Annotated in this window: 24 protein-coding genes; 5 read left to right on the top strand and 19 right to left on the bottom strand. The window is 63.3% G+C overall.

The genetic code is table 11. The annotated features are described in order from the left end of the window. Positions 1–123 precede the first annotated feature (123 nt). The 5 genes from IE101_RS03635 to IE101_RS03655 all read left to right on the top strand — a co-directional run bounded on the left by IE101_RS03635 (position 124) and on the right by IE101_RS03655 (position 6055). Positions 124–1140, top strand: a complete 1017-nt coding sequence (locus IE101_RS03635; RefSeq protein WP_189632410.1) for a Hint domain-containing protein — start codon at positions 124–126, stop codon at positions 1138–1140. A gap of 32 nt (positions 1141–1172) precedes the next feature. Beyond that, positions 1173–1598, top strand: a complete 426-nt coding sequence (locus tag IE101_RS03640) for a hypothetical protein (protein WP_189632411.1) — start codon at positions 1173–1175, stop codon at positions 1596–1598. Positions 1599–1653: 55 nt separating this feature from the next. After that, a complete protein-coding gene (locus tag IE101_RS03645; protein ID WP_189632412.1) occupies positions 1654–3252 on the top strand; it encodes a peptide chain release factor 3 in 1599 nt (532 codons plus the stop codon). A gap of 88 nt (positions 3253–3340) precedes the next feature. Further along, a complete protein-coding gene (locus IE101_RS03650; RefSeq protein ID WP_189632413.1) occupies positions 3341–4345 on the top strand; it encodes a glycosyltransferase family 2 protein in 1005 nt (334 codons plus the stop codon). A gap of 150 nt (positions 4346–4495) precedes the next feature. After that, the gene (locus IE101_RS03655; RefSeq protein WP_189632414.1) at positions 4496–6055 is read left to right on the top strand and encodes a DEAD/DEAH box helicase; all 1560 of its coding nucleotides are present in this window, start codon (positions 4496–4498) and stop codon (positions 6053–6055) included. Positions 6056–6115: 60 nt separating this feature from the next. Here the strand turns inward: IE101_RS03655 and IE101_RS03660 are convergent, their stop codons facing one another. The 19 genes from IE101_RS03660 to IE101_RS03750 form a co-directional block, all read right to left on the bottom strand. Beyond that, positions 6116–7792, bottom strand: coding sequence for a ribonuclease J (locus IE101_RS03660; RefSeq protein ID WP_189632415.1), 1677 nt, complete (start codon positions 7790–7792; stop codon positions 6116–6118). Continuing rightward, entirely contained in the window at positions 7789–8568 is a 780-nt protein-coding gene (locus IE101_RS03665; RefSeq protein ID WP_189632416.1) for a type III pantothenate kinase, read from the bottom strand. The genes IE101_RS03660 and IE101_RS03665 overlap by 4 nt, the downstream gene beginning before the upstream one ends. A 12-nt stretch (positions 8569–8580) precedes the next feature. Further along, complete coding sequence (locus IE101_RS03670) at positions 8581–9339, bottom strand: biotin--[acetyl-CoA-carboxylase] ligase (protein ID WP_189632417.1); 759 nt, start codon at positions 9337–9339, stop codon at positions 8581–8583. Beyond that, positions 9329–10768: an NADH-quinone oxidoreductase subunit NuoN gene (gene nuoN, locus IE101_RS03675; protein ID WP_189632418.1), complete on the bottom strand. Its 1440-nt coding sequence runs from the start codon at positions 10766–10768 to the stop codon at positions 9329–9331. Before nuoN ends, IE101_RS03670 begins: the two co-directional genes overlap by 11 nt. A gap of 10 nt (positions 10769–10778) precedes the next feature. Then, positions 10779–12320, bottom strand: a complete 1542-nt coding sequence (locus IE101_RS03680) for an NADH-quinone oxidoreductase subunit M (RefSeq protein ID WP_189632419.1) — start codon at positions 12318–12320, stop codon at positions 10779–10781. Further along, positions 12320–14482, bottom strand: coding sequence for an NADH-quinone oxidoreductase subunit L (nuoL, locus tag IE101_RS03685; RefSeq protein ID WP_189632420.1), 2163 nt, complete (start codon positions 14480–14482; stop codon positions 12320–12322). Before nuoL ends, IE101_RS03680 begins: the two co-directional genes overlap by 1 nt. 6 nt (positions 14483–14488) lie before the next feature. Continuing rightward, a complete protein-coding gene (nuoK, locus tag IE101_RS03690) occupies positions 14489–14794 on the bottom strand; it encodes an NADH-quinone oxidoreductase subunit NuoK (RefSeq protein WP_054302297.1) in 306 nt (101 codons plus the stop codon). A gap of 107 nt (positions 14795–14901) precedes the next feature. Beyond that, a complete protein-coding gene (locus IE101_RS03695) occupies positions 14902–15516 on the bottom strand; it encodes an NADH-quinone oxidoreductase subunit J (RefSeq protein WP_189632421.1) in 615 nt (204 codons plus the stop codon). Next, positions 15513–15923, bottom strand: a complete 411-nt coding sequence (locus tag IE101_RS03700) for a carboxymuconolactone decarboxylase family protein (RefSeq protein ID WP_189632422.1) — start codon at positions 15921–15923, stop codon at positions 15513–15515. Before IE101_RS03700 ends, IE101_RS03695 begins: the two co-directional genes overlap by 4 nt. Positions 15924–15929: 6 nt before the next feature. Beyond that, positions 15930–16433 (bottom strand): NADH-quinone oxidoreductase subunit NuoI, encoded by a 504-nt coding sequence (gene nuoI, locus IE101_RS03705; protein ID WP_189632423.1) that lies wholly within the window; start codon positions 16431–16433, stop codon positions 15930–15932. Position 16434: 1 nt separating this feature from the next. Next, complete coding sequence (nuoH, locus tag IE101_RS03710) at positions 16435–17472, bottom strand: NADH-quinone oxidoreductase subunit NuoH (protein ID WP_189632424.1); 1038 nt, start codon at positions 17470–17472, stop codon at positions 16435–16437. A 35-nt stretch (positions 17473–17507) separates the two neighbouring features. Beyond that, entirely contained in the window at positions 17508–17864 is a 357-nt protein-coding gene (locus IE101_RS03715) for a YNQ4 family lipoprotein (protein WP_373296058.1), read from the bottom strand. A 49-nt stretch (positions 17865–17913) separates the two neighbouring features. Beyond that, positions 17914–19923, bottom strand: a complete 2010-nt coding sequence (gene nuoG / locus IE101_RS03720; protein WP_189632426.1) for an NADH-quinone oxidoreductase subunit NuoG — start codon at positions 19921–19923, stop codon at positions 17914–17916. Between the two features lie 63 nt (positions 19924–19986). Further along, the gene (locus tag IE101_RS03725) at positions 19987–20343 is read right to left on the bottom strand and encodes a hypothetical protein (RefSeq protein ID WP_189632427.1); all 357 of its coding nucleotides are present in this window, start codon (positions 20341–20343) and stop codon (positions 19987–19989) included. Further along, positions 20343–21638 carry an NADH-quinone oxidoreductase subunit NuoF gene (gene nuoF, locus IE101_RS03730; protein ID WP_189632428.1) on the bottom strand — a complete coding sequence of 432 codons (1296 nt, stop codon included), beginning with the start codon at positions 21636–21638 and terminating at the stop codon, positions 20343–20345. The genes IE101_RS03725 and nuoF overlap by 1 nt, the downstream gene beginning before the upstream one ends. Before the next feature lie 9 nt (positions 21639–21647). After that, entirely contained in the window at positions 21648–21881 is a 234-nt protein-coding gene (locus IE101_RS03735; protein ID WP_189632429.1) for a DUF5337 domain-containing protein, read from the bottom strand. Positions 21882–21892: 11 nt separating this feature from the next. Then, the gene (gene nuoE / locus IE101_RS03740) at positions 21893–22930 is read right to left on the bottom strand and encodes an NADH-quinone oxidoreductase subunit NuoE (protein WP_189632430.1); all 1038 of its coding nucleotides are present in this window, start codon (positions 22928–22930) and stop codon (positions 21893–21895) included. Continuing rightward, the gene (locus tag IE101_RS03745) at positions 22930–24138 is read right to left on the bottom strand and encodes an NADH-quinone oxidoreductase subunit D (protein ID WP_189632732.1); all 1209 of its coding nucleotides are present in this window, start codon (positions 24136–24138) and stop codon (positions 22930–22932) included. Before IE101_RS03745 ends, nuoE begins: the two co-directional genes overlap by 1 nt. Further along, positions 24138–25019: a sulfotransferase gene (locus IE101_RS03750; RefSeq protein WP_189632431.1), complete on the bottom strand. Its 882-nt coding sequence runs from the start codon at positions 25017–25019 to the stop codon at positions 24138–24140. The genes IE101_RS03745 and IE101_RS03750 overlap by 1 nt, the downstream gene beginning before the upstream one ends. Positions 25020–25029: the final 10 nt, after the last annotated feature.

A 25029-nucleotide genomic window follows, 5' to 3' on the forward strand; every position in this document is an offset into this window, starting at 1 on the left:
GCCCATGTCGGACCGGACGCAAGCCCGGCGCGTTTTGGCCCGAAAATTGCTGTATTCTTTCGATCAAATTCTGGATACAGCGGCGCGTGGACGACAGCTCCGCCGACGAAGGAGAAGGGCATCATGGCTTCCGCAGACGACCATCTGCCACCGGGACAGACCTGTCTCGTGTTTCCGGCCGATGCAATCTACGTGGCGCAGGGTGTCAATCTGGGCGAGTCTCTGGCTGGCCCCGAAGAGGTCTGCCCCGGCGACATCTATGAACTTGATCGCGGCGAAGGCCCGCTGCGCCTGATCGTGGCGCGGAGCAACGGCACCCAGCTTGTGGGGGCCCAGTCGCCCTTGGGCGCACCGGGCGACAGGGTCGATCTGCGCGCGCGCTACACGTTGATGGGCGATGATGGCAACCGGGTCGAGCTGCTGCTGCTGGAGCTTTCGGGCCGCGATGCAGGGCTTTACGCCCTGCCCCTGTCGCCGATCGGGGCGGGGATCGAATATCAGCTTTTGATGGTCGAAGAGGCGCCGGAAACTGCGGCCCTGTCAGCCCTGCTCTGCGTCAGTTTTGTGCGTGGCACGCTGATCACCATGGCCGATGGAACCCAGCGCAGCATCGAGGATTTGGTGATCGGTGATCGCGTGCTGACCCGCGATCACGGGCCACAGCCGGTGCGCTGGGTCGGCCATGCCACGCTGCGGGGTGTGGGCGCCTTTGCACCCGTCGTGATTACCGCGGGTGCGATGGGCAATGCGGGCGACCTGATCGTCAGCCAGCATCACCGCATGTTCCTGTATCAGCGTGATCGCGTGCCGGGCCTGCCCACCGCCGAACTGTTGGTCCAGGCACGGCATCTGGCCAATGGCGAAACTGTCTTCATCCGCGAGGGCGGCTTTGTCGATTACTTCAGCCTCGTCTTCGACCGGCATGAGATCGTCTATGCGGAAGGGATTCCCGCCGAAAGCCTGCTGGTGACAGAGGCCGTGCTGAACCGCCTTCCGGCCGAACTGTCGGAAGAGGTCAAGGCGCGCTTCCCCGGTCTGACCCAGCACCCGCATTTCGGAACCGCGACCAGCGCCCAGATGTTGGATATGCTGGAACCGGTGCTGCGCGCCCGTGTGCGGGGTAACCGCGCAGGCAGCTGATGCCCCACGACAGAATTTGCACAGGACTTGCCATGACCCGGCCTTTCGCCCTGCCCGCGCTTGCGGCTGTGATCTTTGCCTCTGCCGCCAATGCGCAAGAGCTGACCCCCGTCGCCGATCTGCCCGCGGCGGCGCTTGCGATCCTGTCGCAAGAGACCGCGCCGGAATTCTCGCTGGGTTGGGAGGGCGATCTGGATGATGACGGCGATGCCGACCTGCTTGCGCAAGCGGCCTATCCGGCCTCGGCAGAGGGTGGCAATGCCGCGATCCTGCGGCAGATGATCCTGCGGCGCGAGAATGACAGCTTTCAGCCTTGGCAAGAGATCGCCCTGCCCGACGGGATCAAATCTGCCCGGCGCGATGGCGCCTCGCTGGTGCTGACGCTGTACGCCTATCAGCCCGAAGATCCGCAGTGCTGCCCCAGCGGCGAAAGCGAGATGACCCTGCCGCTCGACTGACCCCGGACGCGCCCTTGGCATTGCGAAAATGCGCGGCGCGGGCTATGGGCTGGCCATGCTCGACAATCGCCCCACCCTCCCGCCTGAAATCGCCCGCCGTCGGACCTTCGCGATCATCGCGCACCCCGACGCCGGCAAGACCACGCTGACCGAAAAGTTCCTCCTGTTCGGGGGCGCCATCCAGATGGCCGGTCAGGTGCGTGCCAAGGGCGAGGCCCGCAGAACGCGGTCGGACTTCATCAAGATGGAGCAGGAGCGCGGGATTTCGGTCTCGGCCTCGGCCATGTCCTTTGATTTCCGCGAATACCGCTTCAATCTGGTGGATACGCCCGGCCACAGCGACTTTTCCGAAGATACCTACCGCACGCTGACGGCGGTGGATGCGGCGGTCATGGTGATCGACGGCGCCAAGGGTGTGGAAAGCCAGACCCGCAAGCTGTTCGAAGTGTGCCGTCTGCGCGACCTGCCCATCCTGACCTTCTGTAACAAGATGGACCGCGAGGCCCGTGACACCTTTGAAATCATTGACGAGATTCAGGAAAACCTCGCCATTGACGTGTCGCCCGCCAGCTGGCCCATCGGGTCTGGGCGCGATTTTCTGGGGTGCTATGACATCCTGAACGACCGGCTGGAACTAATGGACCGCGCCGACCGCAACCGCGTGGCCGAAACCATCCAGATCAACGGGCTGGATGATCCGAAACTGGCCGAACATGTCCCCGCGGACATGCTGGCCAAGCTGCGCGAAGAGCTGGAGATGGCGCGCGAACTGCTGCCCGCCTTCGACCGCGCGGCGCTGCTGAACGGATCGATGACGCCGATCTGGTTCGGTTCGGCCATCAACTCGTTCGGGGTCAAGGAACTGATGGACGGGATCGGCAAATTCGGCCCCGAACCGCAGCCGCAACCCGCCGCCGACCGCAAGGTCGCGCCCGAGGAACGGCCGGTGACGGGCTTCGTCTTCAAGGTGCAAGCCAATATGGACCCCAAGCACCGCGACCGTGTGGCCTTTGTGCGGCTTGCCTCCGGGCATTTTGAGCGCGGGATGAAGCTCACGCATGTGCGGTCGGGCAAGCCGATGGCCGTGTCGAACCCGGTTCTCTTCCTTGCCGCCGACCGCGAACTGGCGGAAGAGGCTTGGGCCGGCGATATTATCGGCATTCCGAACCATGGCCAGCTGCGGATCGGCGACGCCCTGACCGAGGGCGAAAAGCTGCGCTTCACCGGCATCCCCTCTTTCGCGCCGGAACTGCTGCAGGGTGTGCGCGCGGGCGATCCCATGAAGGCCAAGCATCTGGAAAAGGCGCTGATGCAATTTGCCGAGGAAGGCGCGGCCAAGGTCTTCAAGCCGATGATCGGGTCGGGCTTCATCGTTGGTGTGGTGGGTGCGCTGCAGTTTGACGTGCTGGCCAGCCGCATCGAGCAGGAATACGGCCTGCCCGTGCGGTTCGAACCCTCGCAATTCACCTCGGCCCGCTGGCTTTCGGGACCGAAGCTTGAAGTCGAGAAATTCATCAACATCAACAAGGGCCATATCGCCTATGACAATGACGGCGATACCGTTTACCTGACCCGTCTGCGCTGGGACATTGACCGCGTCGAACGCGACCACCCCGAGCTGAAGCTGACGGCGACCAAGGAAATGATGGTCTGACCCCGGTGGGGCGGCTTCTGTCGCCCTGCCCCTTGTCCTTGTCGGCAAAGCACGCAAGATTGCCTCGATGGTGAGTGTGGAGGTACGGATGCCTGCCCTGCGGGCCTTCCTGGTCGGAACCGCCAAGAACGAGGGGCCCTTCCTGCTGGAATGGGTGGCCCATCATCTTGAGGTCGGCTTTACCGACATCGTGCTCTATCAAAATGATTCGGATGACCTGACGCATGAAATGGCGTCGATCCTGCGCGATCTGGGGGTGATCCAATATTACATCAACCGCGCCCCGCGCGGCGGCCATCAGGTGCGCGCCTATACCCGTGCCGCCAACCTGCCGGAATATGCCGCGGCAGATTACGCCATGGCGCTCGATCTCGATGAATTCCTGATCATCAAGGTGGGCGACCACCGCCTGCCCGACCTGATCGCCGCCGCCCCGCCCTTTGACCAGATGCAAGTGAACTGGCGTCTCTTCGGGTCCAGCGGCAAGCGCCAGCAGAGCTTCCGGCTCCAGATGGAACGCTTCGTGATGGCGGATTACCTGATGGCCGACAACGCCCATTTCAACGCCTTCAAGGCGTTGTTCCGCCCCGCGCGTTACAGTCGGCCGGGCGTGCATCAACCCAAATTGCGCGAAGACGCCCCCACGCAGGTCCGCGTGACCAACGGGTCGGGCCTGCCCCCGGACGCCTACCAGATCCGCAACTACAACACGACCGATCCGGGTGGGCAGCGTCTGGCACAGGTCAACCATTACATCGTCCGCGATCTGGATACCTTTGTCGTCAAGACGCGCCGTGGTTCCGCCCATCAGGACGACCGCGAGGTCGGCGTGAAATACTGGGCGGTCCGTAACAGAAACTATGTCGAGGATCTGACTGCCCATGCCCAGGTTCCGCGTGTTGCCGCGCGCATCGCGGCGCTGGATGATCTGTCGGGCGGCAGGCTCAAACGTTTGCGGCGCCAATCCATTGCGCTGCACAAGGAAAAATTCGTCATCCTGATGGATGATCCGGAAACGCGCAAATTGCGCCGCGATTGCCAGAAGTTCGACGGCCTCGTTCCCCTTGTCGGCAGCTTCCAGGATTACCTTTGACCCTGCCAGACTTGACGGCGACGCCATTTTGGGCTAACGCCGATGCAGGTTGCAGGGCCGAATTGCCCCATAGACCACGACGCCGGGGCGCCCGGAACATTGCGTCCCTTCAAGACCTCTGCGGGCCGATCCCGCCGTGACAGGACGCTAATGACCAAATTCTCCGATCTCGCGCTCGATCCGCGTGTACTCCAGGCCGTTTCCGAAGCCGGCTATGAAACGCCGACGCCGATCCAGGCACAGGCCATCCCCCATGCCCTGCAGGGCCGCGACGTTCTGGGCATCGCCCAGACCGGCACCGGCAAAACGGCGAGCTTTTCGCTCCCGATGATCACCCTGCTGGGTCAGGGCCGCGCCCGCGCCCGGATGCCCCGCAGCCTCGTGCTGTGCCCCACGCGCGAACTGGCCGCGCAGGTGGCGGAAAACTTCGACACCTACGCCAAATACACCAAGCTGACGAAGGCTTTGCTTATCGGCGGTGTGGCCTTCGGCGAACAGGACAAGCTGATTGACCGCGGCGTTGACGTGCTGATCGCCACCCCCGGCCGCCTGCTCGACCATTTCGAACGTGGCAAGCTGCTGCTGACCGGCGTGCAGATCATGGTGGTGGACGAGGCCGACCGGATGCTCGACATGGGATTCATCCCCGATATCGAACGCATCTTCAGCCTGACGCCCTTCACCCGTCAGACCTTCTTCTTCTCGGCCACCATGGCACCCGAGATCGAGCGGATCACCAAGACCTTCCTCTCGAACCCCGCCAAGATCGAAGTGGCCCGCCAATCGACCACCTCGGAAACCATCGAACAGGCGCTGGTGCAGTTCACGCCCTCGCGCAAAGACCGCTCTTTCGCGGAAAAGCGCGCCGTGCTGCGCGCCCTGATCCGTGCCGAGGGTGAAAGCTGCACCAACGCCATCATCTTCTGCAACCGCAAGATGGATGTGGATGTGGTGGCGAAGTCGCTGAAATCGCACGGTTTCAACGCAGCCCCGATTCACGGTGATCTGGATCAGTCGCAGCGGATGAAAACGCTCGACGGGTTCCGCGATGGGTCGCTCCAGCTTCTCGTTGCCTCGGATGTGGCGGCGCGCGGGCTGGACATTCCTTCGGTCAGCCATGTGTTCAACTTCGACCTGCCCTCGCACCCCGAGGATTACGTCCACCGCATCGGCCGCACCGGCCGCGCCGGGCGCAAGGGCAAGGCTTTCTCGATTTCGACCCCGTCGGATGAGAAATACCTGACCAATATCGAAAACCTCGTGAAGCAGGAAATTCCGCGCGGTTCGCTGCCCGCTGATTTCGCCCTGCCCGAGCCGCGGGAACGCAGCGACCGCCGCGATGATCGCCGGGACGACCGTGGCCCCAAAGGCCGTGGCCCGAAAACCCCGCGTGATGCCGCTGAAGCCCCGCGCGAGGAACGCCGCGAGGAGCGTCGCGAGGATCGCCGTCAGCCTGCCCCGGCCGCCGTCGCACCGGCTGTCCCGGTGCATCACCACGGCACCGCCGCCCATACCCATCACCACCGGGAAGAGCGTCGTGATGACCGCCGCAACGATCGCCGCAATGACCGCGATGACCGCGTCGTCGGCATGGGCGATCACGTGCCGGACTTTATCCTGCGGAGCTTCAAGCTGCCCGAGCGGGCCGTGACCGAAGATCCGGAACCGGCCCCAGAGCCGATGGTCCGCGAACAGGCCGACGCAGAATAAGAAAAAGGGGCGCAAATTGCGCCCCTTTTTCATTGTTACTGCAGGCCTGCCAAGGCCGGGTCACTCCGTCGCAAGACGGCTGACCACGACCGTAACCTCGGGCTTTTTGCCAATCTCTTCGACCGCAACCTGACGGACGACACGGCGAATCGCCTCATCCATCTTGTCGTCGTCGCGCATCACCTTGGCGGGCGCTGTTTCCAGGAACTCGGTCAGCTCGGTCTCCATCAGATCGGCCAGCCCCTGCCCGCGCTTGCCCACCTCCGGCAGACCGGACAGCTCCACCCAGGCCTCGCCCAGCGGATCATCGTTTTCATCGAGGATTACGTTGACCATCGCGTGGCCATTCAGCGCCAGCCGGATACGGTCGCGCACGACCCCGTCCATCGCACCGATCAGCACCGAGCCATCCAGATAAAGCCGCCCGGTTTCGATATATTCGACCACCTCGGGGGCATCGCCGCTCAGATCGACCATCATGCCATTGGTGACGATCTCGCCGGGGATGCCGCGCTGTTCGCCCAGTTTCACATGCTCGCGCAGGTGGCGGTGTTCACCATGCATGGGGATCAGCATCTGGGGCTTCACGATCTCATGCATCTGCTCCAGATCGGGGCGGTTGGCATGGCCCGACACGTGGTAGCGGCCGCCGGTATCATCGACGACATCCACGCCCATTTCCGAAAACGAGTTCATGATCCGCAGCACGCCGCGTTCATTGCCCGGAATGGTCTTCGAGGAAAAGAGGAAGGTATCGCCCTCTTTCAGCTCCAGCCCGAGGTATTTCCCCCGCGACAGCTGCGCCGTGGCCGCGCGCCGTTCGCCCTGGCTGCCGGTCACGATCAGCATCAGGTTCTGACGCGAGACTTCGGTGGCATGTTCCGACGGGATGATCGGCGGGAAATCGGTCAGAACGCCGGTTTCCTGCGCGACTTTCACCATGCGCTGCATCGCGCGGCCCAACAGACAGACCGACCGGCCCGCCGCGCGCCCGGCCTCGGCCAGCGTTTTCAGACGGGCCACGTTCGAGGCAAAAGTCGTCGCCACCACAAGCCCGCCAGCATTGGCAATCAGCCCGTGGATCGGATCGGCCAGCGTCGCCTCGGACCGGCCCGGCAGCGGCGAAAAGACGTTGGTCGAATCGCACATCAGCGCCTTGACCGGCGTCTCGGCGGCGATTTCGCGGAACAGCGCCTCATTCCAGCCTTCGCCCACGATGGGCGACGGGTCGAGCTTGAAGTCCCCCGAATGCAGGATGCGCCCCGCGGGCGTGTCGATGATCAGCGCGGCGCTTTCCGGGATGGAATGGGCCACCGGCACGAATTGCACGCGGAAGGGCCCGGCCTCGACCACCGCTGGGCGCGCCTCGACAGTGTGGATCACATCCGTCGGCAGCCCCGCCTCGTCGAACTTGAGCCGCCCAATGGCCGCCGTAAAACGACGGGCATAGACGCGTTTCTTCAGCTTGGGCCACAGATGCCCCAACGCGCCGATATGGTCTTCATGCGCGTGCGTGATGAAGATCGCCTCGATCCGGTCAGCCCGCTCTTCCAGCCAGCTGACATCGGCCATGATGACATCCACACCCGGCGCCGTGTCCATATCGGGGAAAGTCACCCCCAGATCGACCACGATCAGACGTTCCCGATCCTCGGGGCCGTAGCCGTAGACATAGGTGTTCATCCCGATTTCGCCGGCGCCGCCAAGGGGCAGATAGATCAGGCGGTTCGTGCTCATGCGGTTTCCAGTTCCTTGTTGTAGCGATGGATCAGCACCAGACCATGCATGGTCAGATCATCTTCCACCGAGTCAAATAGTTCTGTTCCCTGTTGGAACAACGGGGCCAGCCCCCCGGTGGCGATCACTTTCATCGGGCGCTCACGCTCGGCCCGGATCTGCCGCACGATGCCCTCGACAAGGCCGATATACCCCCAATACACGCCCGACTGCATACAAGCCACCGTATTCGTGCCAATCGCACTTGCGGGCCGGGTGACATCCACATGCGGCAGCGCAGCTGCCGCCATATGCAGCGCCTCAAGGCTGAGGTTGACGCCGGGCGCGATGACGCCGCCGATATAGGCCCCGTCGAGGTCCACCACGTCAAAGGTTGTCGCCGTGCCGAAATCCACCACCACCAGATCACCACCATGCCGGTCAAACCCCGCGACGGTGTTGACCAAACGGTCCGGCCCGACGGTGGTTCCCTGATCGACGCGGGGCGCCACGGGCAGCTCGCATCCGGGCTTGCCCACTACCAGCGGGCGACAATCGAAATAGCGGTTGCAGAGGATGCGGAGGTTAAAGACCACCCGCGGCACCGTCGAAGAGATGATCGCCTCGGTGATCTGTGCCTCGGTCTTGGTGAGCATCATCAGCGAAGACAGCCAGACGAAATATTCATCCGCCGTTCGTTTGTGATCGGTCGCAATGCGCCAAGTGGCGGCAAAGCGGCTGCCATCCCAGATGGAAAACACGGTGTTGGTATTGCCGCAGTCGATGGCAAGAAGCATCACACGCCCCTGTCAGAAAAAGACCTCGGCCGCCGGGATCGCCTCGCGCCGGCCGTCGATGTTCAGAACCAGCGCACCGGTTTCGTCGATGGTTTCAAAGATACCGTGCCGTTCGGTGGTGCCGGTGCGGGCGCGGATGCGTTCTCCCAGCCGTGCGGCCCGGTCAAGCCATGCGGCGCGCAGGGGGGCAAAACCCTCGGCCTGAAAGCGCGCCTCCCATGCAGCAAAAGCTGCGGCCAGATGCGTGAGGAAACGCTCAGGCGTGATACGCAGGCCGGTCTCACCCAGCAGACTGACGGGCGTCACTGCCCCCGGTTCGACAAGCTCTGCCGGGGGCGCGCCGATCAGGTTGACGCCGATACCGATCACCAGATGGTTGATGCGCGCACCCGAGCCGACGCTTTCCAGCAGGATCCCCGCCAGCTTGCCGCCGTTCAGCAGCACGTCATTGGGCCATTTCAACGCGAAGGCCTGCGGCAGACCCGTCAGCCCGACACAAGCGTCATGCAGCGCCAGCGCGGCCGCAAAGCTCCGCAACGCCACCTGATCGGGGGCACCTTCGGGCTTCATCACCAGCGATCCGTAGAAATTGCCCCGCGGGCTTTGCCAAGGGCGGCCACGGCGGCCACGACCGGCCGTCTGCTCCCCCGCAATGACCCACGCCGGACCTGTCAGGCCCGGCGCGAGGGATGCCGCATAGGCATTGGTGCTGTCGACCGAGGCAAGGGCGTGGCGGGCCACGCCCTCGGGCCAGAGCGGATCAGCGGACAAGAGCTTCCGCCGCGACCGCAGCCGCGCCTTCGATGCCGAACATCTGCACCGCCGCGCCTGCCGCCACGAAGGCGACCATGGCCACGAAGATCACCCATTGCACGGCCGCCATGCGGCTGACCACGCCCTCAGCCTCTTGGCCGAAGTACATGAAATAGACGATGCGGAGGTAGTAGAAGGCCCCGATCACCGACGCGACGACCCCGGCGATGGCAAGCCAGGTCAGACCCGCCTGCACCGCCGCCGTCAGCACCGCGTATTTCGCGAAGAAGCCCAGGAACGGCGGCACACCGGCCAGCGAGAACATCAGCACCAGCACGGCCATGGCCTTCAGCGGCTCTTTCCGCGACAGCTGGTTCAGCGCGGCAATGTCGGTGACCGGCTTGCCGTCACGCTCCAGCGACAGGATGAAGCCGAAGGACGCGATGTTCATGGCCACGTAAATCGCCATGTAGATCAGCATCGACTGCACACCGGCCGCCGTGCCCGACGCCAGACCAAGCAGGGCATAGCCCATATGCGCGATCGACGAATAGGCCATCAGGCGCTTGATGTCTTTCTGGCCAATCGCGGCAACGGCGCCCACGAACATCGAGAGCAGCGCCATCACGGCAACCACCTGCTGCCAATCCTTGACCGCCGCGCCAAAGGCGTCATGCGCCAGACGGGCGAACAGCGCCATCGCCGCAACTTTGGGCGCCGTCGCGAAGAAGGCGGTCACCGGGGTGGGCGAGCCTTCGTAGACGTCCGGCGTCCACATGTGGAAGGGGGCGGCCGAAACCTTGAACGCCAGCGCCGACAGCATGAACACCAGACCGAACAGCAGACCCAGCGGCATACCATGGCCCAGCGTCGAGATGATGCCCGAGAACAGCGTGGTGCCCGCATAACCATAGGTCAGCGACGCCCCGTAGAGCAGCAGACCCGAAGACATCGACCCCAGCACGAAATACTTGAGACCGGCTTCGGTCGACTTGGCGCTGTCGCGACGGATCGAGGCGACCACGTAAAGCGCCAGCGACTGCAGCTCCAGCCCGACGTAAAGCGCCATCAGGTCGCCCGCCGAAACCATCATCATCATGCCGACCGTCGCCAGTGCCACGAGGATGGGGTATTCAAACCGCGCCAGACCGCGACGGGCCATGTAGTCCTGGCTCATAACCAGCACGGCTGCAGCGGAAAGAAGCACGGTGACTTTCGCGAAACGGGCGAAGGGGTCATCGTTGAACATGCCGCCAAAGGCGGTCCGCGCGCCCTGCCCGTTCAGGCCGATCCAGACCGCCAGCGCCACGAGAACCGCAGCAGTGGCCCAGGTCAGGATGCCGGTGGCCTTGTCCTTCGAGGTGTAGACGCCGAAGAGCAGCGCCGCCATCGCATAGAGCGAAAGCACGACCTCGGGCAGGATGATGTTGAAATCGGTGCCGGTCATGTCTCAGCCCTCAGTGCGAAGCTGCTTCGGCCACGTCGGAAGACGCAGGCAGCGCAGCGTGATAGTCGGTAACCAGCGCCTCGACCGAGGGACCGATGATATCGGTCACCAGCGACGGGTAGACGCCGAGGAGAAGGGTCATCACCACGAGCGGCGCGAAGATCAGACGCTCGCGCAGGTCCATGTCGGTGATCGACTTCAGCGCCTCTTTCACCAGATCGCCAAAGACGACCCGACGGTAGAGGTAGAGCGCATAGGCCGCCGAGAAGATGACGCCCGAGGTCGCAACCGCGGCCACCCAGGTGTTCACTTGGAAGATGCCCATCAGCGTCAGGAATTCGCCGATGAACCCCGAGGTGCCCGGCAGGCCCACGTTCGCCATGGTGAAGAACATGAAGATCAGCGCATAGGCCGGCATTCGGATGACCAGACCGCCATAGGCGTCGATCTCACGGGTATGCATACGGTCATAGATCACGCCGACGCAGAGGAAGAGCGCGCCCGAGATGAAGCCGTGCGACAGCATCTGGAAGATTGCGCCGTCAATGCCCTGCTGGTTCACCGCGAAGATGCCCATGGTGACATAGCCCATATGGGCCACCGACGAATAGGCGATCAGCTTCTTCATGTCGGCCTGCGCCATGGCGACCAGCGAAGTATAGACGATGGCAATCGCCGACATCCACAGCACGAGGTCAGACATGACATCCGCCCCCACCGGGAACATCGGCAGCGAGAAGCGCAGGAACCCGTAGCCGCCCATCTTCAGCAGGATCGCAGCCAGCACGACCGAACCGGCCGTCGGCGCCTGCACGTGGGCATCGGGCAGCCAGGTATGCACCGGCCACATCGGCATCTTCACCGCGAAGCTGGCGAAGAAGGCAAGGAACAGCAGCGTCTGCAGACCACCCATAATGTGGAACCCGCCGAGCGACAGCGTTTCCGACGCAAAGGTGTGGTCCATCAGGGTGACGATATCGGTGGTGCCCGCATCGACATACATCAGGATCATTGCCACCAGCATCAGCACCGAGCCGAGGAAGGTGTAGAGGAAGAACTTGAACGAGGCGTAGATGCGATCCTTGCCGCCCCAAATCCCGATGATCAGGAACATGGGGATCAGGCCCGCTTCGAAGAACACATAGAACAGCACCAGATCCAGCGCGCAGAACACGCCGAGCATCAGCGTTTCCAGCAGCAGGAAGGCAATCATGTATTCCTTGACGCGATGCTCCACGCTCCAGCAGGCGGCGATGGTGACCGGCATGAGGAAGGTGGTCAGCATCACGAACAGCACGGAAATGCCGTCGACGCCCATCTTGTAGCGCAGGCCCATGATCCAGGCATGGTCCTCGACGAACTGCATGCCGGTATTGGCCGGGTCGAACCCAGACAACACGAAAAGAGACACCAGGAACGTGAAGCCCGTGGCAAACAGCGCGACCCATTTGGCGTTGCGCTGCGCCGCTGCATCATCGCCCCGGAGGAACAGCGCGAGGATCGCGGCTGCGACCGCCGGGATGAAGGTGATGATGGAAAGGAGGTTTTCCATTAGTGCGCGCCCCCCGAGAGCGACATCCAGGTGATCAGGGCGGCGATGCCCAGAACCATGGCGAAAGCGTAGTGGAAGATGTAGCCGGACTGCATCCGGTTGACGAAGCGGGTGACCATCGGGATGAGGCCCATGGCCACGCCGTTGATCGTACCGTCAATCACCGCGCCATCGCCCTTCTTCCACAGCACCAGGCCCAGCCAGCGCGCAGGCGTGACGAAGACGGCGTTGTAAAGCTCATCGAAGTACCACTTGTTCAGCAGGAATTCGTAAAGCGGGCGCTGCGTGGCGGCCAGACGCTTCGGCAGGCCGGGGTTCTTGATGTAGAACAGCCAGGCGGTGAACAGGCCGATCAGCATGGCGACGAAGGGGGAAACCTTGACCCAGGTCGGCACGGCATGCGCCTCGTGGATCATGTGGTTGTCGGCACCGAGGTAGATGGCCCCTTTCGGCGCGACAGCCGCGGCATGGCCTTCGGTGGCAACGGGGGCCGCATGACCTTCAGTTGCTTCCGTCGCGGCGGGGGCGGCATGGCCCTCGGCCTCGGCCGTGGCGCCATGGCCTTCGGTCGCATGGGCGGCCGGTTCCATCCCGAACCAGTTCCGCATCGCAACCTCATCCCCGAAGAAGACGTTGTACCACAGCATCCCCGAGAAGATCGCGCCCATTGCAAGCACACCGAGCGGGATCAGCATGACAGCCGGGCTCTCATGCGGTTCGTGGTGGCCGTGGCCGTGGTCATCATGCCCATGGGCATCATGGCCGTGATGGTGATCGTCATGCCCATGCGCCTTCGCGCGGCTTTCGCCGAAGAAGGTCAGGAACATCAGGCGCCACGAATAGAACGAGGTGAAGCATGCGGCGACAACCAGCAGCCAGAAGGCATACTGCGAACCGACATAGGCGCTTTCGATCACGGCGTCTTTCGACAGGAAGCCCGCGAAACCGAAATGCGTCAGCGGAATGCCCACACCGGTGATGGCCAGCGTCCCGATCATCATCGCCCAGAAGGTCAGCGGGATCTTCTTCCGCAGGCCGCCATAGTTCCGCATGTCCTGTTCGTGATGCGTTGCATGGATCACCGAACCGGCGCCGAGGAACAGCATCGCCTTGAAGAAGGCATGCGTGAAGAGGTGGAACATCGCGACCGAATAGACGCCCACGCCCGCGGCCACGAACATGTAGCCCAGCTGCGAACAGGTCGAATAGGCGATCACGCGTTTGATGTCATTCTGCACCAGACCCACGGTCGCGGCGAAGAAGGCAGTCGTTGCGCCCAGCACGGTGATGAAGGCCGTGGCCTGCGGCGCAAATTCATACAGCGGCGACATGCGGCAGACGAGGAAGACGCCCGCGGTCACCATGGTTGCCGCGTGGATCAGCGCCGACACCGGGGTCGGGCCTTCCATCGCGTCGGGCAGCCAGGTGTGCAGACCCAGCTGCGCCGATTTCCCCATCGCACCGATGAAGAGCAGCACGCCGATCAGGTTGGCCGCGTTCCATTCCGTCCAGAGGAAGGTCAGATTGGTTTCCGCCAGCGCCGGCGCCGCCGCAAATACGTCATCGAAACGGATCGAATCCGTCAGGAAGAACAGGCCGAAGATCCCCAGCGCAAAGCCGAAGTCACCCACGCGGTTCACGATGAAAGCCTTCATCGCAGCCGCATTGGCCGAAGGCTTGCGGTAGTAGAAGCCGATCAGCAGATAGGAGGCTACGCCCACGCCTTCCCAGCCGAAGAACATCTGCACCAGGTTGTCCGAGGTGACGAGCATCAGCATCGCGAAGGTGAAGAACGACAGATAGGCGAAGAAGCGCGCCTTGTAGGCCTCGCCCTCATGCCAGTTGTCGTCATGGGCCATGTAGCCGAAGGAGTAGAGGTGCACGAGCGCCGAGACCGAGTTCACCACGACCAGCATGATCGCGGTCAGACGGTCGAGCCGGATGCCCCACTCGGTCGAGAGCGCGCCGGATTCGATCCAGCGCAGCAGCGTGATATGCTGGGTTTCCCCGTCAAAGCCCAGGAAGATGGTCCAGGACAGCGCGGCCGCAAGGAAGATCAATGCGGTGGCGACAACCTGGCCGGCTTTCTCGCCGATCAGCCGCCAGCCGAAGCCGCAGATCAGGGCCCCGACAAGGGGGGCAAGAAGAATGATCGTGGCCATGGATCCTTAGCCTTTCATCACGTTGGCGTCTTCGACGTCGATGGTGCCGCGGGTCCGGAAGAAGCTTACCAGGATCGCAAGACCGATCGCCGCCTCAGCGGCGGCCACGGTCAGCACGAACATGGTGAAGACCTGCCCGACCAGATCGCCGAGGAACGACGAGAAGGCGACGAGGTTGATGTTCACCGAAAGAAGCATGAGTTCGATCGACATGAGGATGACGATCACGTTCTTCCGGTTGAGGAAGATGCCGAAGATGCCAATGACGAACAGCGCAGCCGCCACCGTCAGGTAATGTTCCAGTCCTACCATTCTCGTCCCTCCGGGTCCGACGCCCGATTTGTTCCTGTGCGGCCCTGCCGCCGCGGGGCGGGTGGGCCCGCCGCCGCATTGGGCGGGTTGGTCCCGCCCGGTCTGTTTCAGAGCCCCTGCCCCGGCTTCACGTCTTTCAGTTCCATCGCCTTGGCCGGGTCGCGCCACATCTGGTGCAGCACGTTCTGGCGCTTGACATCCTTGCGGTGGCGCAGCGTCAGCACGATCGCGCCGATCATCGCCACCAGCAGAACCAGACCCGATGCCTGGAAGAGGTAGATGTACTTGTCATAGATCAGCAGGCCGAGCGCCTTGGTGTTCTCCACCTCGGTGATCGCGGGCGTCACCGCCTGACGCAGACCCAGCGCGCCGTCCGCTTGCTGCCAGGCGGCATAGGCCATGCCGAATTGCAGGATGATGATGACCCCGACCAGCAGCGCCAGCGGCATGGTGCGCGCCATTTCGCCCTTCAGCTCGGCAAAATCGACGTCAAGCATCATGACCACGAAGAGGAACAGCACCGCCACCGCGCCGACATAGACGATGATCAGCAGCATGGCGACGAATTCTGCCCCCAGCAGCACGAACAGCCCGGCCGACGACAGGAAGGCCAGGATCAGCCAGAGAACAGAATGCACGGGGTTGCGCGATACGGTGACCATGAGGCCCGCCGCCACCGTCACCACGGCGAAGCAATAGAAGGCAATATCCGCAACGCTCATGCGTCTTTCTCCTCGGTTTCCGCAAAAACCGCCTGAGCCATCTCAAGCGCCTTCTGCATGGCGGGCAAACCGCCGAACATGCTCATCTGCCAGATCACTTCCGCAATCTCGCGTTTGGTCGCCCCGGCTTCGAGCGCGTGGCGGATCGTCAGCTTCAGCTGCGCCTCCGCATGGGCACCCAGAACCGTCAGCGCCGCGATGGTGACCAGAAGCCGAGTCTTGGCATCCAGCCCCTCGCGGTTGAAGGTCTTTCCGAACCACATCTCCATCATGTCTTTCGTCATGGTGGGGATGAAGTTTTCGAGGCCCTTCGCCGAGAAACCTTCCAGAGAGGGGTTGAAGGCGCGGACCATATCCTGGCCCTGCTCCATCATATTCTTGAAAAGCTTGGCGAAATCCTCGGTCATGGCCGCTTACCGATAGGGCGCGTCAAGTTCAAGGTTCCGCGCGATCTCGGCTTCCCAGCGGGCGCCGTTCGAAAGCAGCTTTTCCTTGGTGTAATACAGCTCTTCGCGGGTCTCGGTCGAAAACTCGAAGTTCGGCCCCTCGACGATGGCATCCACCGGGCAGGCTTCCTGACAGAAGCCGCAGTAGATGCATTTCGTCATGTCGATGTCATAGCGCGTCGTGCGGCGGCTGCCGTCTTCGCGCGGTTCGGCATCGATGGTGATGGCCTGGGCCGGGCAGACCGCCTCGCAGAGTTTGCAGGCGATGCAACGCTCTTCCCCGTTGGGATAGCGGCGCAGCGCATGCTCACCCCGGAACCGCGGTGACAGCGGGCCTTTTTCATGCGGGTAGTTCAGCGTTGCCTTGGGCGCAAAGAAGTAGCGCAGCCCAAGGCCGAAGCCCTTGATGAAGTCCACGAGCAGGAAATACTTCGCGGCGCGGTTGAAGTCGATTGCGCGAGTTTCGCCCATTTCAGCCCCCGATGGTCCAGCGTGCCCACAGGCCGCCGAGCACTTCGTATTTTGCAAGGAATGCCACGATCACGACCCAAGCGAGCGACAGCGGCAGGAACACTTTCCAACCGATCCGCATCAGCTGGTCATAGCGGTAGCGCGGCACGATGGCCTTCACCATGGCGAACATGAAGAAGAAGAAGGCCATCTTGGCGACCATCCACCACGGGCCATCCGCCAGACCCGGGATCGGCGATAGCCAGCCCCCGAAGAACAGCAGCGAGATCAGCGCGCACATCAGGAAGATGGCGATATATTCGCCGGCCATGAACAGCAGGAACGGGGTCGAGCTGTATTCAACCTGATACCCGGCCACGAGTTCCGACTCCGCTTCGGGAAGGTCAAAGGGCGGACGGTTGGTTTCGGCCAGCGCCGAGATGAAGAACAGCGCGACCATCGGCAAGTGCGGCAGCCAGTACCAGCCCAGCAGACCCCAGCCATTATCCTGCGCGCGCACGATATCGCCAAAGTTCATCGACCCGGTCGAGATGATGATCCCGATGATGATCAGACCCAGCGACACCTCGTACGAGATCATCTGCGCGGCAGAGCGCAGCGAGCCCAGGAACGGGTATTTCGAGTTCGACGCCCAGCCCCCCATGATCACGCCGTAAACCTCGAGCGAGGAGATGGCGAAGACATAAAGGATAGCCACGTTGATATCGGCCAGAACCCAGCCGTCATTGAACGGCACCACCGCCCAGGCGATCATCGCCAGAACGAAGGACAGCATAGGCGCAAGGAAGAACACCGGACGGTCTGCACCCGCCGGAATCACAACCTCTTTCACCACGTATTTGAGCGCATCCGCCACGGATTGCAGCAGCCCGAAGGCACCGACCACGTTCGGACCACGCCGCATCTGGACAGCAGCCCAGATCTTGCGGTCGCCGTAGACGAGGAACAGCAGCGAGATCATCACGAAGGCGATGACCAGAAGACTTTGCGCCGCGATCAGCAGCGCCGTCCCCAGCCCGGTTTGCAGAAATTCAGCCATTTTGCCTTTGGTCCCTCAGCCCAAATTCTCGTTCTTCATACCGTCGGTATCCCCAGTTCGCCACAGTCGCGCACCATGACTTCGGCGTCGATCGTCCGCAGCCCCCGGGGCAGCGCGGCGGAAATGGTGTAAACCGCATCCCCGCGCCAAGTATTTCCTGTCCGTCCCACGGTGGTCCGGACATGGCGCGCAAACCCGAACCCCCGGATCAGCGCATATTGGGCCGCCGCACAGCGCGCATAGGCCTCGACATCGGTCGTATTCCGCGCGTTCGTCATCTCGACGCGGAAATTCACCAGATCACCGTCCAGAAGGATCGTCTCGATCCCCTTGTAGGCGGCCGCTTCCGGCGTTTTGCTTTGAACCTCGCCCCCTGTGCAACCCGAAAGCATCACGAAAGCAATGCCAAAGGTCAAAATCAGGGCGCGCGGCCACATTCCTTCACTCCGCCGCCAGCGGGGCCTGTGCGCGGCCGTGGGCCATCGCGGACAGTTCCCCCATCAGCGCCGAGGCGCGGGCGATCGGGTTGGTCAGGTAATAGTCGGTCACCGCAAGGCCGAAAGCCGCATTGCCCAGCTGGGCGCGCGGCAGCGCGGTCCAGCCGTTGTCGGCGACTTCGTCGATCCGGCCCAGGTGCGGATGGGCGGCAACAATGCGCGCGCGCAGCTGCGCGAGGCTATCCCAAGCGAAGGTGGCGCCGATTTCCGCCGAGAGCGCCCGCAGGATGGCCCAGTTTTCCTTGGCCTCGCCCGGCGCAAAGCCCGCGCGCAGTGCAAGCTGCGGACGACCTTCGGTATTCACGAACAGGCCATTTTCTTCGGTATAGGCCGCACCCGGCAGGATCACGTCGGCACGATGTGCGCCGCGGTCGCCATGGCTGCCCTGGTAGATCACGAAGGCACCGGCATCGATGTCCACCTCGTCAGCGCCAAGGTTGTAGATCACCTCGGCCCCATCGGTCGCGGGTTTCAGGCCACCCTCGGTCGTGCAACCGATATCCATCGCACCCACGCGGCTGGCAGCGGTGTGCAGCACCAGAAGGCGCGCGCCGGTCGCTTCACACAGCGCCTGCGCCTCGGCCAGAACGGCGGCGCCGTCGGCGTCGCGCAGCGCGCCCTGCCCCACGATGACCACGCCACCCTGATCGGCCTTGGCCCCGGCAACCAGCGCCTGCAGCGCCTGACGGTCGGTGCCCAGATGGGCCACGTCATAGGTCAGATCCACGGCCTGACCGATCAGCGACACTTGCGCGCCATGCGCCCAGGCCTTGCGGATACGGGCATTCAGCACCGGCGCCTCGGTGCGCGGGTTGGTCCCGATCAGCACGATGACCTTGGCCTGATCGATATCCTCGATCACGGCATTGCCGACATAGGCCGAACGGTTGCCCGCGGGCAGCTTGGCGCCATCGACGCGGCATTCCACCGTGCCACCCAGCGATTCCACCAGCGTTTTCAGCGAATAGGCCGCTTCCACGGGAACCAGATCGCCGATCAGGCCGGTCACTTTCTTGCCCTTCATCGCGGCGGCGGCCACGGCCAGCGCCTCGCCCCAGCCTGCTTTCCGCAGGCGGCCATTTTCCCGGATGTAAGGGGTGTCAAGCCGTTGACGACGCAGGCCATCCCAGATGAAGCGGGATTTGTCGCTCAGCCATTCCTCGTTCACGCCGTCATGGTTGCGCGGCACGATACGCATCACTTCGCGGCCCTTGGTGTCGATGCGGATGTTCGACCCGAGCGCATCCATCACGTCGATGGATTCAGTCTTGGTCAGCTCCCACGGACGGGCGGTGAAGGCATAGGGCTTAGAGGTCAGCGCGCCAACCGGGCACAGGTCGATGATATTGCCCTGCAGGTTCGAATCCAGCGTCAGGTTCAGATAGCTGGTGATCTCGCTATCCTCGCCGCGGCCGGTCTGGCCCATCTGGGTGATGCCCGCGACCTCGGTCGTGAAGCGCACGCAGCGGGTGCAGCTGATGCAGCGGGTCATCTCGGTCTTGACCAGCGGACCGAGGTTCAGGTTTTCGGAGGCGCGCTTCGGCTCGCGGTAGCGGCTGAAATCCACGCCATAGGCCATGGCCTGATCCTGCAGGTCGCATTCGCCGCCCTGGTCGCAGATCGGGCAATCGAGCGGGTGGTTGATGAGCAGGAACTCCATCACCCCTTCGCGGGCCTTCTTCACCATGGGCGAATTGGTCTTGACGACCGGCGGTTCACCGTTCGGGCCGGGGCGCAGGTCGCGCACCTGCATGGCGCAGCTGGCGGCAGGCTTCGGCGGGCCGCCGACGACCTCGACCAGACACATCCGGCAGTTGCCCGCGATCGACAGACGCTCGTGATAGCAGAAGCGCGGGATTTCGATCCCGGCGACCTCGGCTGCCTGAATGATCGTCATCGCGCCGTCGACTTCGACCTCGATGCCGTCGATGATGATTTTCTTGAGGTTGCTCATCAGCTTACTCCGCCGAAATCCGCGCTGCGGCCAAGGCCCGCGCCGTCATCTGTTGGGAAGGGGTCATGCACAGCCCCCTTCGAAAATCCATGCACCGCGGTCATAACGACCCACGGCCTGCGGCTGAAACCGCCCGCGCGCATCCGCACAGGCCGCCGCCGCCACTGTCTTGGCCAGACGCCCCTGATCGAACCCGAGCGCGCCGACAACCACCGTCTGCCCCGCCACGGGCTGTGCCCCGGCCGAGGTGAGCTGATGTCCGACCGCCCCTGCCCCGATCCGCGCCGGATACACCGCAGCCCCCTGCGAAACGGCATAGTCCCCGGCCTTGGCCGGGGCTGCCGCTTCGGGCGCGGGTGCGGCGACACAGGCCGAAAGGCCCGCTGCCATACCCATGCTGATCAGGGGACGCGCGTTCATCACTCGGCCGCCATCGCACCCATGCGGCCGGTCTTCTTGGCCTTGATGCGATCTTCGATCTCTTCGCGGTAGTGGCGGATCAGACCCTGGATCGGCCAGGCGGCGGCATCGCCCAGGGCGCAGATCGTGTGGCCTTCCACCTGTTTCGTCACGCTGAGCAGCAGGTCGATCTCTTCGACCTCGGCCTCACCGCGGACCAGACGGTCCATGACGCGCATCATCCAGCCTGTGCCTTCGCGGCACGGCGTGCACTGGCCACAGCTTTCGTGCTTGAAGAACTTCGACAGACGCCAGATCGCCTTGATGATGTCGGTCGACTGATCCATCACGATCAGGCAGGCCGTCCCGAAGGACGATTGCAGCGCGCGCATGCCATCATAATCCATGATCGCATCTTCGCATTTGTCCGCCGGGATCACCGGGCAGCTGGCGCCGCCGGGGATGACTGCCTTCAGGTTCTTCCAGCCGCCACGCACACCGCCGCCGTGCTTTTCGATCAGCTCGCGCATGGGGATCGACATCGATTCCTCGATGACGCAGGGGGTGTTGATATGGCCCGACATGCCGAAGAGCTTCACGCCCGCATTGTTCGGACGCCCGAACGAGGCGAACCAGGCCGCGCCACGGCGCAGGATCGTCGGCGCCACGGCGATGGATTCCACGTTGTTCACGGTGGTCGGGCAGCCATAAAGGCCCGAGCCTGCCGGGAACGGCGGCTTCATCCGCGGCATGCCCTTCTTGCCCTCAAGGCTTTCAAGCAGCGCGGTTTCCTCACCACAGATATAGGCGCCGGCCCCGTGGTGCAGGTAGACGTCGAAATCATAGCCCGACTTGCAGGCATTGCGGCCGATCAGACCGGCGTCATAGCATTCGTCGATCGCGGCCTGCAGGGCCTCTTTCTCGCGCACATATTCGCCGCGAATGTAGATATAGGCAGCCGAGGCGCCCATCGCGAAGCCCGCCACAAGGCAGCCCTCGATCAGGGTATGCGGATCATGGCGCATGATCTCGCGGTCCTTGCAGGTGCCCGGCTCGGATTCGTCGGCGTTCACCACCAGATACGAGGGACGGCCATCCGACTGCTTGGGCATGAAGGACCATTTCATGCCGGTCGGGAAGCCTGCGCCCCCACGGCCCCGAAGGCCCGAGTCCTTCATGATCTGGATGATCCCGTCGCGGCCAAGCGCCAGCAACCCTGCGGTGTTGTCCCAATGGCCGCGCGCCATTGCACCCTTCAGGGAACGGTCGTGCATCCCGTAGAGGTTGGTGAAGATCCGGTCCTGATCCTTCAGCATGTTCTGCCCTCAATTCCCCCGGTGAACGGCCTTGCGCCGCCGCCAGATCTGATACGTGACGACCAGCGCCCAGAAGAACGCGGCCAGTGCGGCAAGGTCGAAAAGAAAGACGTAGCGGGCCTCAAGCCCGATCTTCCCGCCCAGCCATTGCGCCCCCATCCACAGCAACATGGTTCCCGCGATGACGAATGCCACAAGGCGCGCGCTGCGCTTGAGGCTGTCATCCTGGAGGGGTGCGCTCATTGTCTCTTGCCTCAGTAGTCGTTCGTCTTTGCGCGGCGCTGGAATTCTTCCATGCCCTGCTCGACGATGATCTTGGCCTGATTGACCCATTTGTCGCGCGAGACGCGGCCCTTGAAGCCCTTCAGGTTGCTGTCCATCCAGGCAACTTCAGCCGGACCCCAAGCAGCGATCTGGTCAAAGTGGAAAATGCCCAGCTCATGGCAAAGCTGTTCCAGCTTCGGGCCCACGCCTTCCAGCGCCTGCAGGTCGTCGGCCTTGCCGTCACGCGGCGCGGCCAGGGCGGCGGGCTTGCTGCCCACGGCAACCTCGGCGGCCTCGGGCGCGGCGTCGGCCACAGCGGCGTCCTGGCGCCAGGGCGTCAGGATCGGCACTTCGGTGCCATCGATGCGCTTGACGGTATCGCCAATATCCACGGCCCGCTGGACCGAGGCATTGTACTGCGTGCGGCCCGATTCAAATTCCTGCAGCGCGGTCAGACCCTTGGCCGGTTCGGACGAATAGCGCCCGATCTGCGACCCCGGGGTCGGAACCTCACCGGCCGAGAATTTGGCGATCATCTCGCGCAGTTTCGCGGGGCTTAGGTCTTCGTAATAGTCCTTGCCGATCTGGGCCATGGGCGCGTTGGCGCAGGCACCAAGGCATTCCACCTCTTCCCAACTGAACTTGCCATCCGCCGAAAGCGTATGGGGCGTGGGCGCGATCAGCTCTTTGCAGACGGCAATCAGGTCCTCCGCGCCACAGATCATGCAGCTGGTGGTGCCGCAGATCTGGATATGGGCCACGGTGCCGACCGGCTGCAGCTGGAACATGAAGTAGAAGGTCGCCACTTCCAGCGCGCGGATGTAGGCCATCCCGAGCATGTCGGCGACATATTCGATCGCCGGTTTCGTCAACCAGCCTTCCTGTTCCTGCGCCCGGAACAGCAGCGGAATGATGGCCGAGGCCTGACGACCTTCGGGATATTTCGAGATCTGCCCCTTCGCCCATTCCAGGTTCTTGGGCGTGAAGGCGAAGGAAGCAGGTTGTTCCTTGTGAAGGCGGCGCAGCATTAGCGGTCGATCTCCCCAAACACCACGTCCATCGTGCCGATGATGGCAGCGACGTCGGCCAGCTGGTGGCCCTTGGCGATGTAGTCCATGGATTGCAGGTGCAGGAAGCCCGGCGCGCGCAGCTTGGCGCGATAGGGCTTGTTGGTGCCGTCGGCCACCATATAGACGCCGAATTCACCCTTGGGCGCCTCGACGGCGGCGTAAACTTCGCCGGCCGGAACGTGGAACCCTTCGGTATAAAGTTTGAAGTGGTGGATGAGCGCCTCCATCGAGGTTTTCATGTCACCACGCTTGGGCGGGGTCAGCTTGCCACGCGCCAGCACGTCACCCTTTTCGACGCGCAGCTTGGCGATGGCCTGCTTGATGATCGAGGTCGATTCACGCATTTCCGCCATGCGGCAGAGATAACGGTCATAGCAATCGCCGTTCTTGCCGACCGGGATCTTGAAGTCGAATTCGTCGTAGCACTCATAGGGCTGCGCGCGGCGCAGGTCCCAGGCAAGGCCAGAGCCGCGCACCATGACGCCCGAATAGCCCCATTTCTGGATGTCGTCTTCGGTCACGATGCCGATATCGGCATTGCGCTGTTTAAAGATGCGGTTTTCGGTCAGCAGACCGTCAATATCATCGAGAACGCGGGGGAATTCCTCGGCCCATTGTTCAATGTCATTCAGCAGCGCTTCGGGCAGATCCTGATGGACACCGCCGGGGCGGAAATAGGCGGCGTGCAGACGAGCGCCACAAGCACGCTCGTAGAAGACCATAAGCTTCTCACGCTCTTCAAAACCCCAGAGCGGCGGCGTCAGGGCGCCAACGTCCATGGCCTGCGTCGTGACGTTGAGCAGGTGGTTCAGCACCCGGCCGATTTCAGAATAAAGCACCCGGATCAGGCTGGCACGACGCGGAACCTTGGTGCCGGTCAGCTTCTCGATGGCCAGGCACCAGGCATGTTCCTGGTTCATCGGGGCCACGTAATCCAGACGGTCCAGATAGGGCAGGTTCTGCAGATAGGTCCGGCTTTCCATCAGCTTTTCGGTCCCGCGATGCAGCAGGCCGATATGCGGATCGCAGCGTTCGACAATCTCGCCATCCAACTCAAGCACCAGACGCAGCACCCCGTGGGCAGCCGGGTGCTGGGGACCGAAGTTGATGTTGAAATTGCGGATCTTCTGTTCGCCCGTCAGCGCGTCGTCGAATTTTCCGTCCATCATGCGTGAACCTCATTCAGGGTCTTGCGCCAGCTTTCCGGCAGAGCCGGAAACAGGCGGGCGACGAAGTCATATTGCGGCCGCAGGGCAGCCAGCGCGCGGGCGCGCAACTCGCCCGGCAGGGGCAGCGGCTTGCCTTCCAGCACCCGCTTGTCGAAATCGGCATCGGCTGGGCGGATGCCCAACCAATCGCACAGCCGCGCGAAACCGGGGCGCGACAGCATCTCATCCTGGAACATCACCAGAAGGCGCGCGGGGGAAACCGCAGCTTTCAGGCGGGTGATGGTCCCGGCGTAATCCTCGCGGTCGGTCTCACCGGATTCGATGCGGGTCAGCATCTGGTCCATGACCTGCACGCAATCGGCGGCATAATCCGCGCCGCGGCGGCGGAAGGCCACCATGCGCGCATTGCTCCAGAGCCGGGCCAGCGGGTCGCGCAGCAGGTAAAGAAAGCGGGTATCCGCCCCCACCGTTGCCATGCGGCGAAAGCTGTCTTCGGGCAGCAGCGCGTAACCGGGGGTCACATCTGCGACCAGACGACGCCCGCGCAGCCCCTGCGTCAGATAGGCGCGATAGGCCGCCAGATCCTCGCCACGCTTCAGCACCACGGCCAGCCAATCGGTCACATCCTGCAAGCGACGCTGGAACTTCCGCAGCCGCCCACCTGAAAGTGCGGGCAACTCGGCCTCAATCCCCTGCGCGCGACGGGTGAACCCCTCGACATAGCGATCGAAATTGCCGCGATAGAGCATGTCGAAATAGTGCAGTTCCTTGATCGTGCGAAGATGACAGTCCTCATGCGCGGAGAGACGATCGAAAAGCCAGGATGTTCCTGCCTTCGTCGCCCCCACACACATCAGGAAAGTCGGCTCTTGCTGCACGATGCCGCCC

It is taken from the genome of Gemmobacter lanyuensis (assembly GCF_014652355.1).
Lineage (GTDB): Bacteria > Pseudomonadota > Alphaproteobacteria > Rhodobacterales > Rhodobacteraceae > Gemmobacter > Gemmobacter lanyuensis.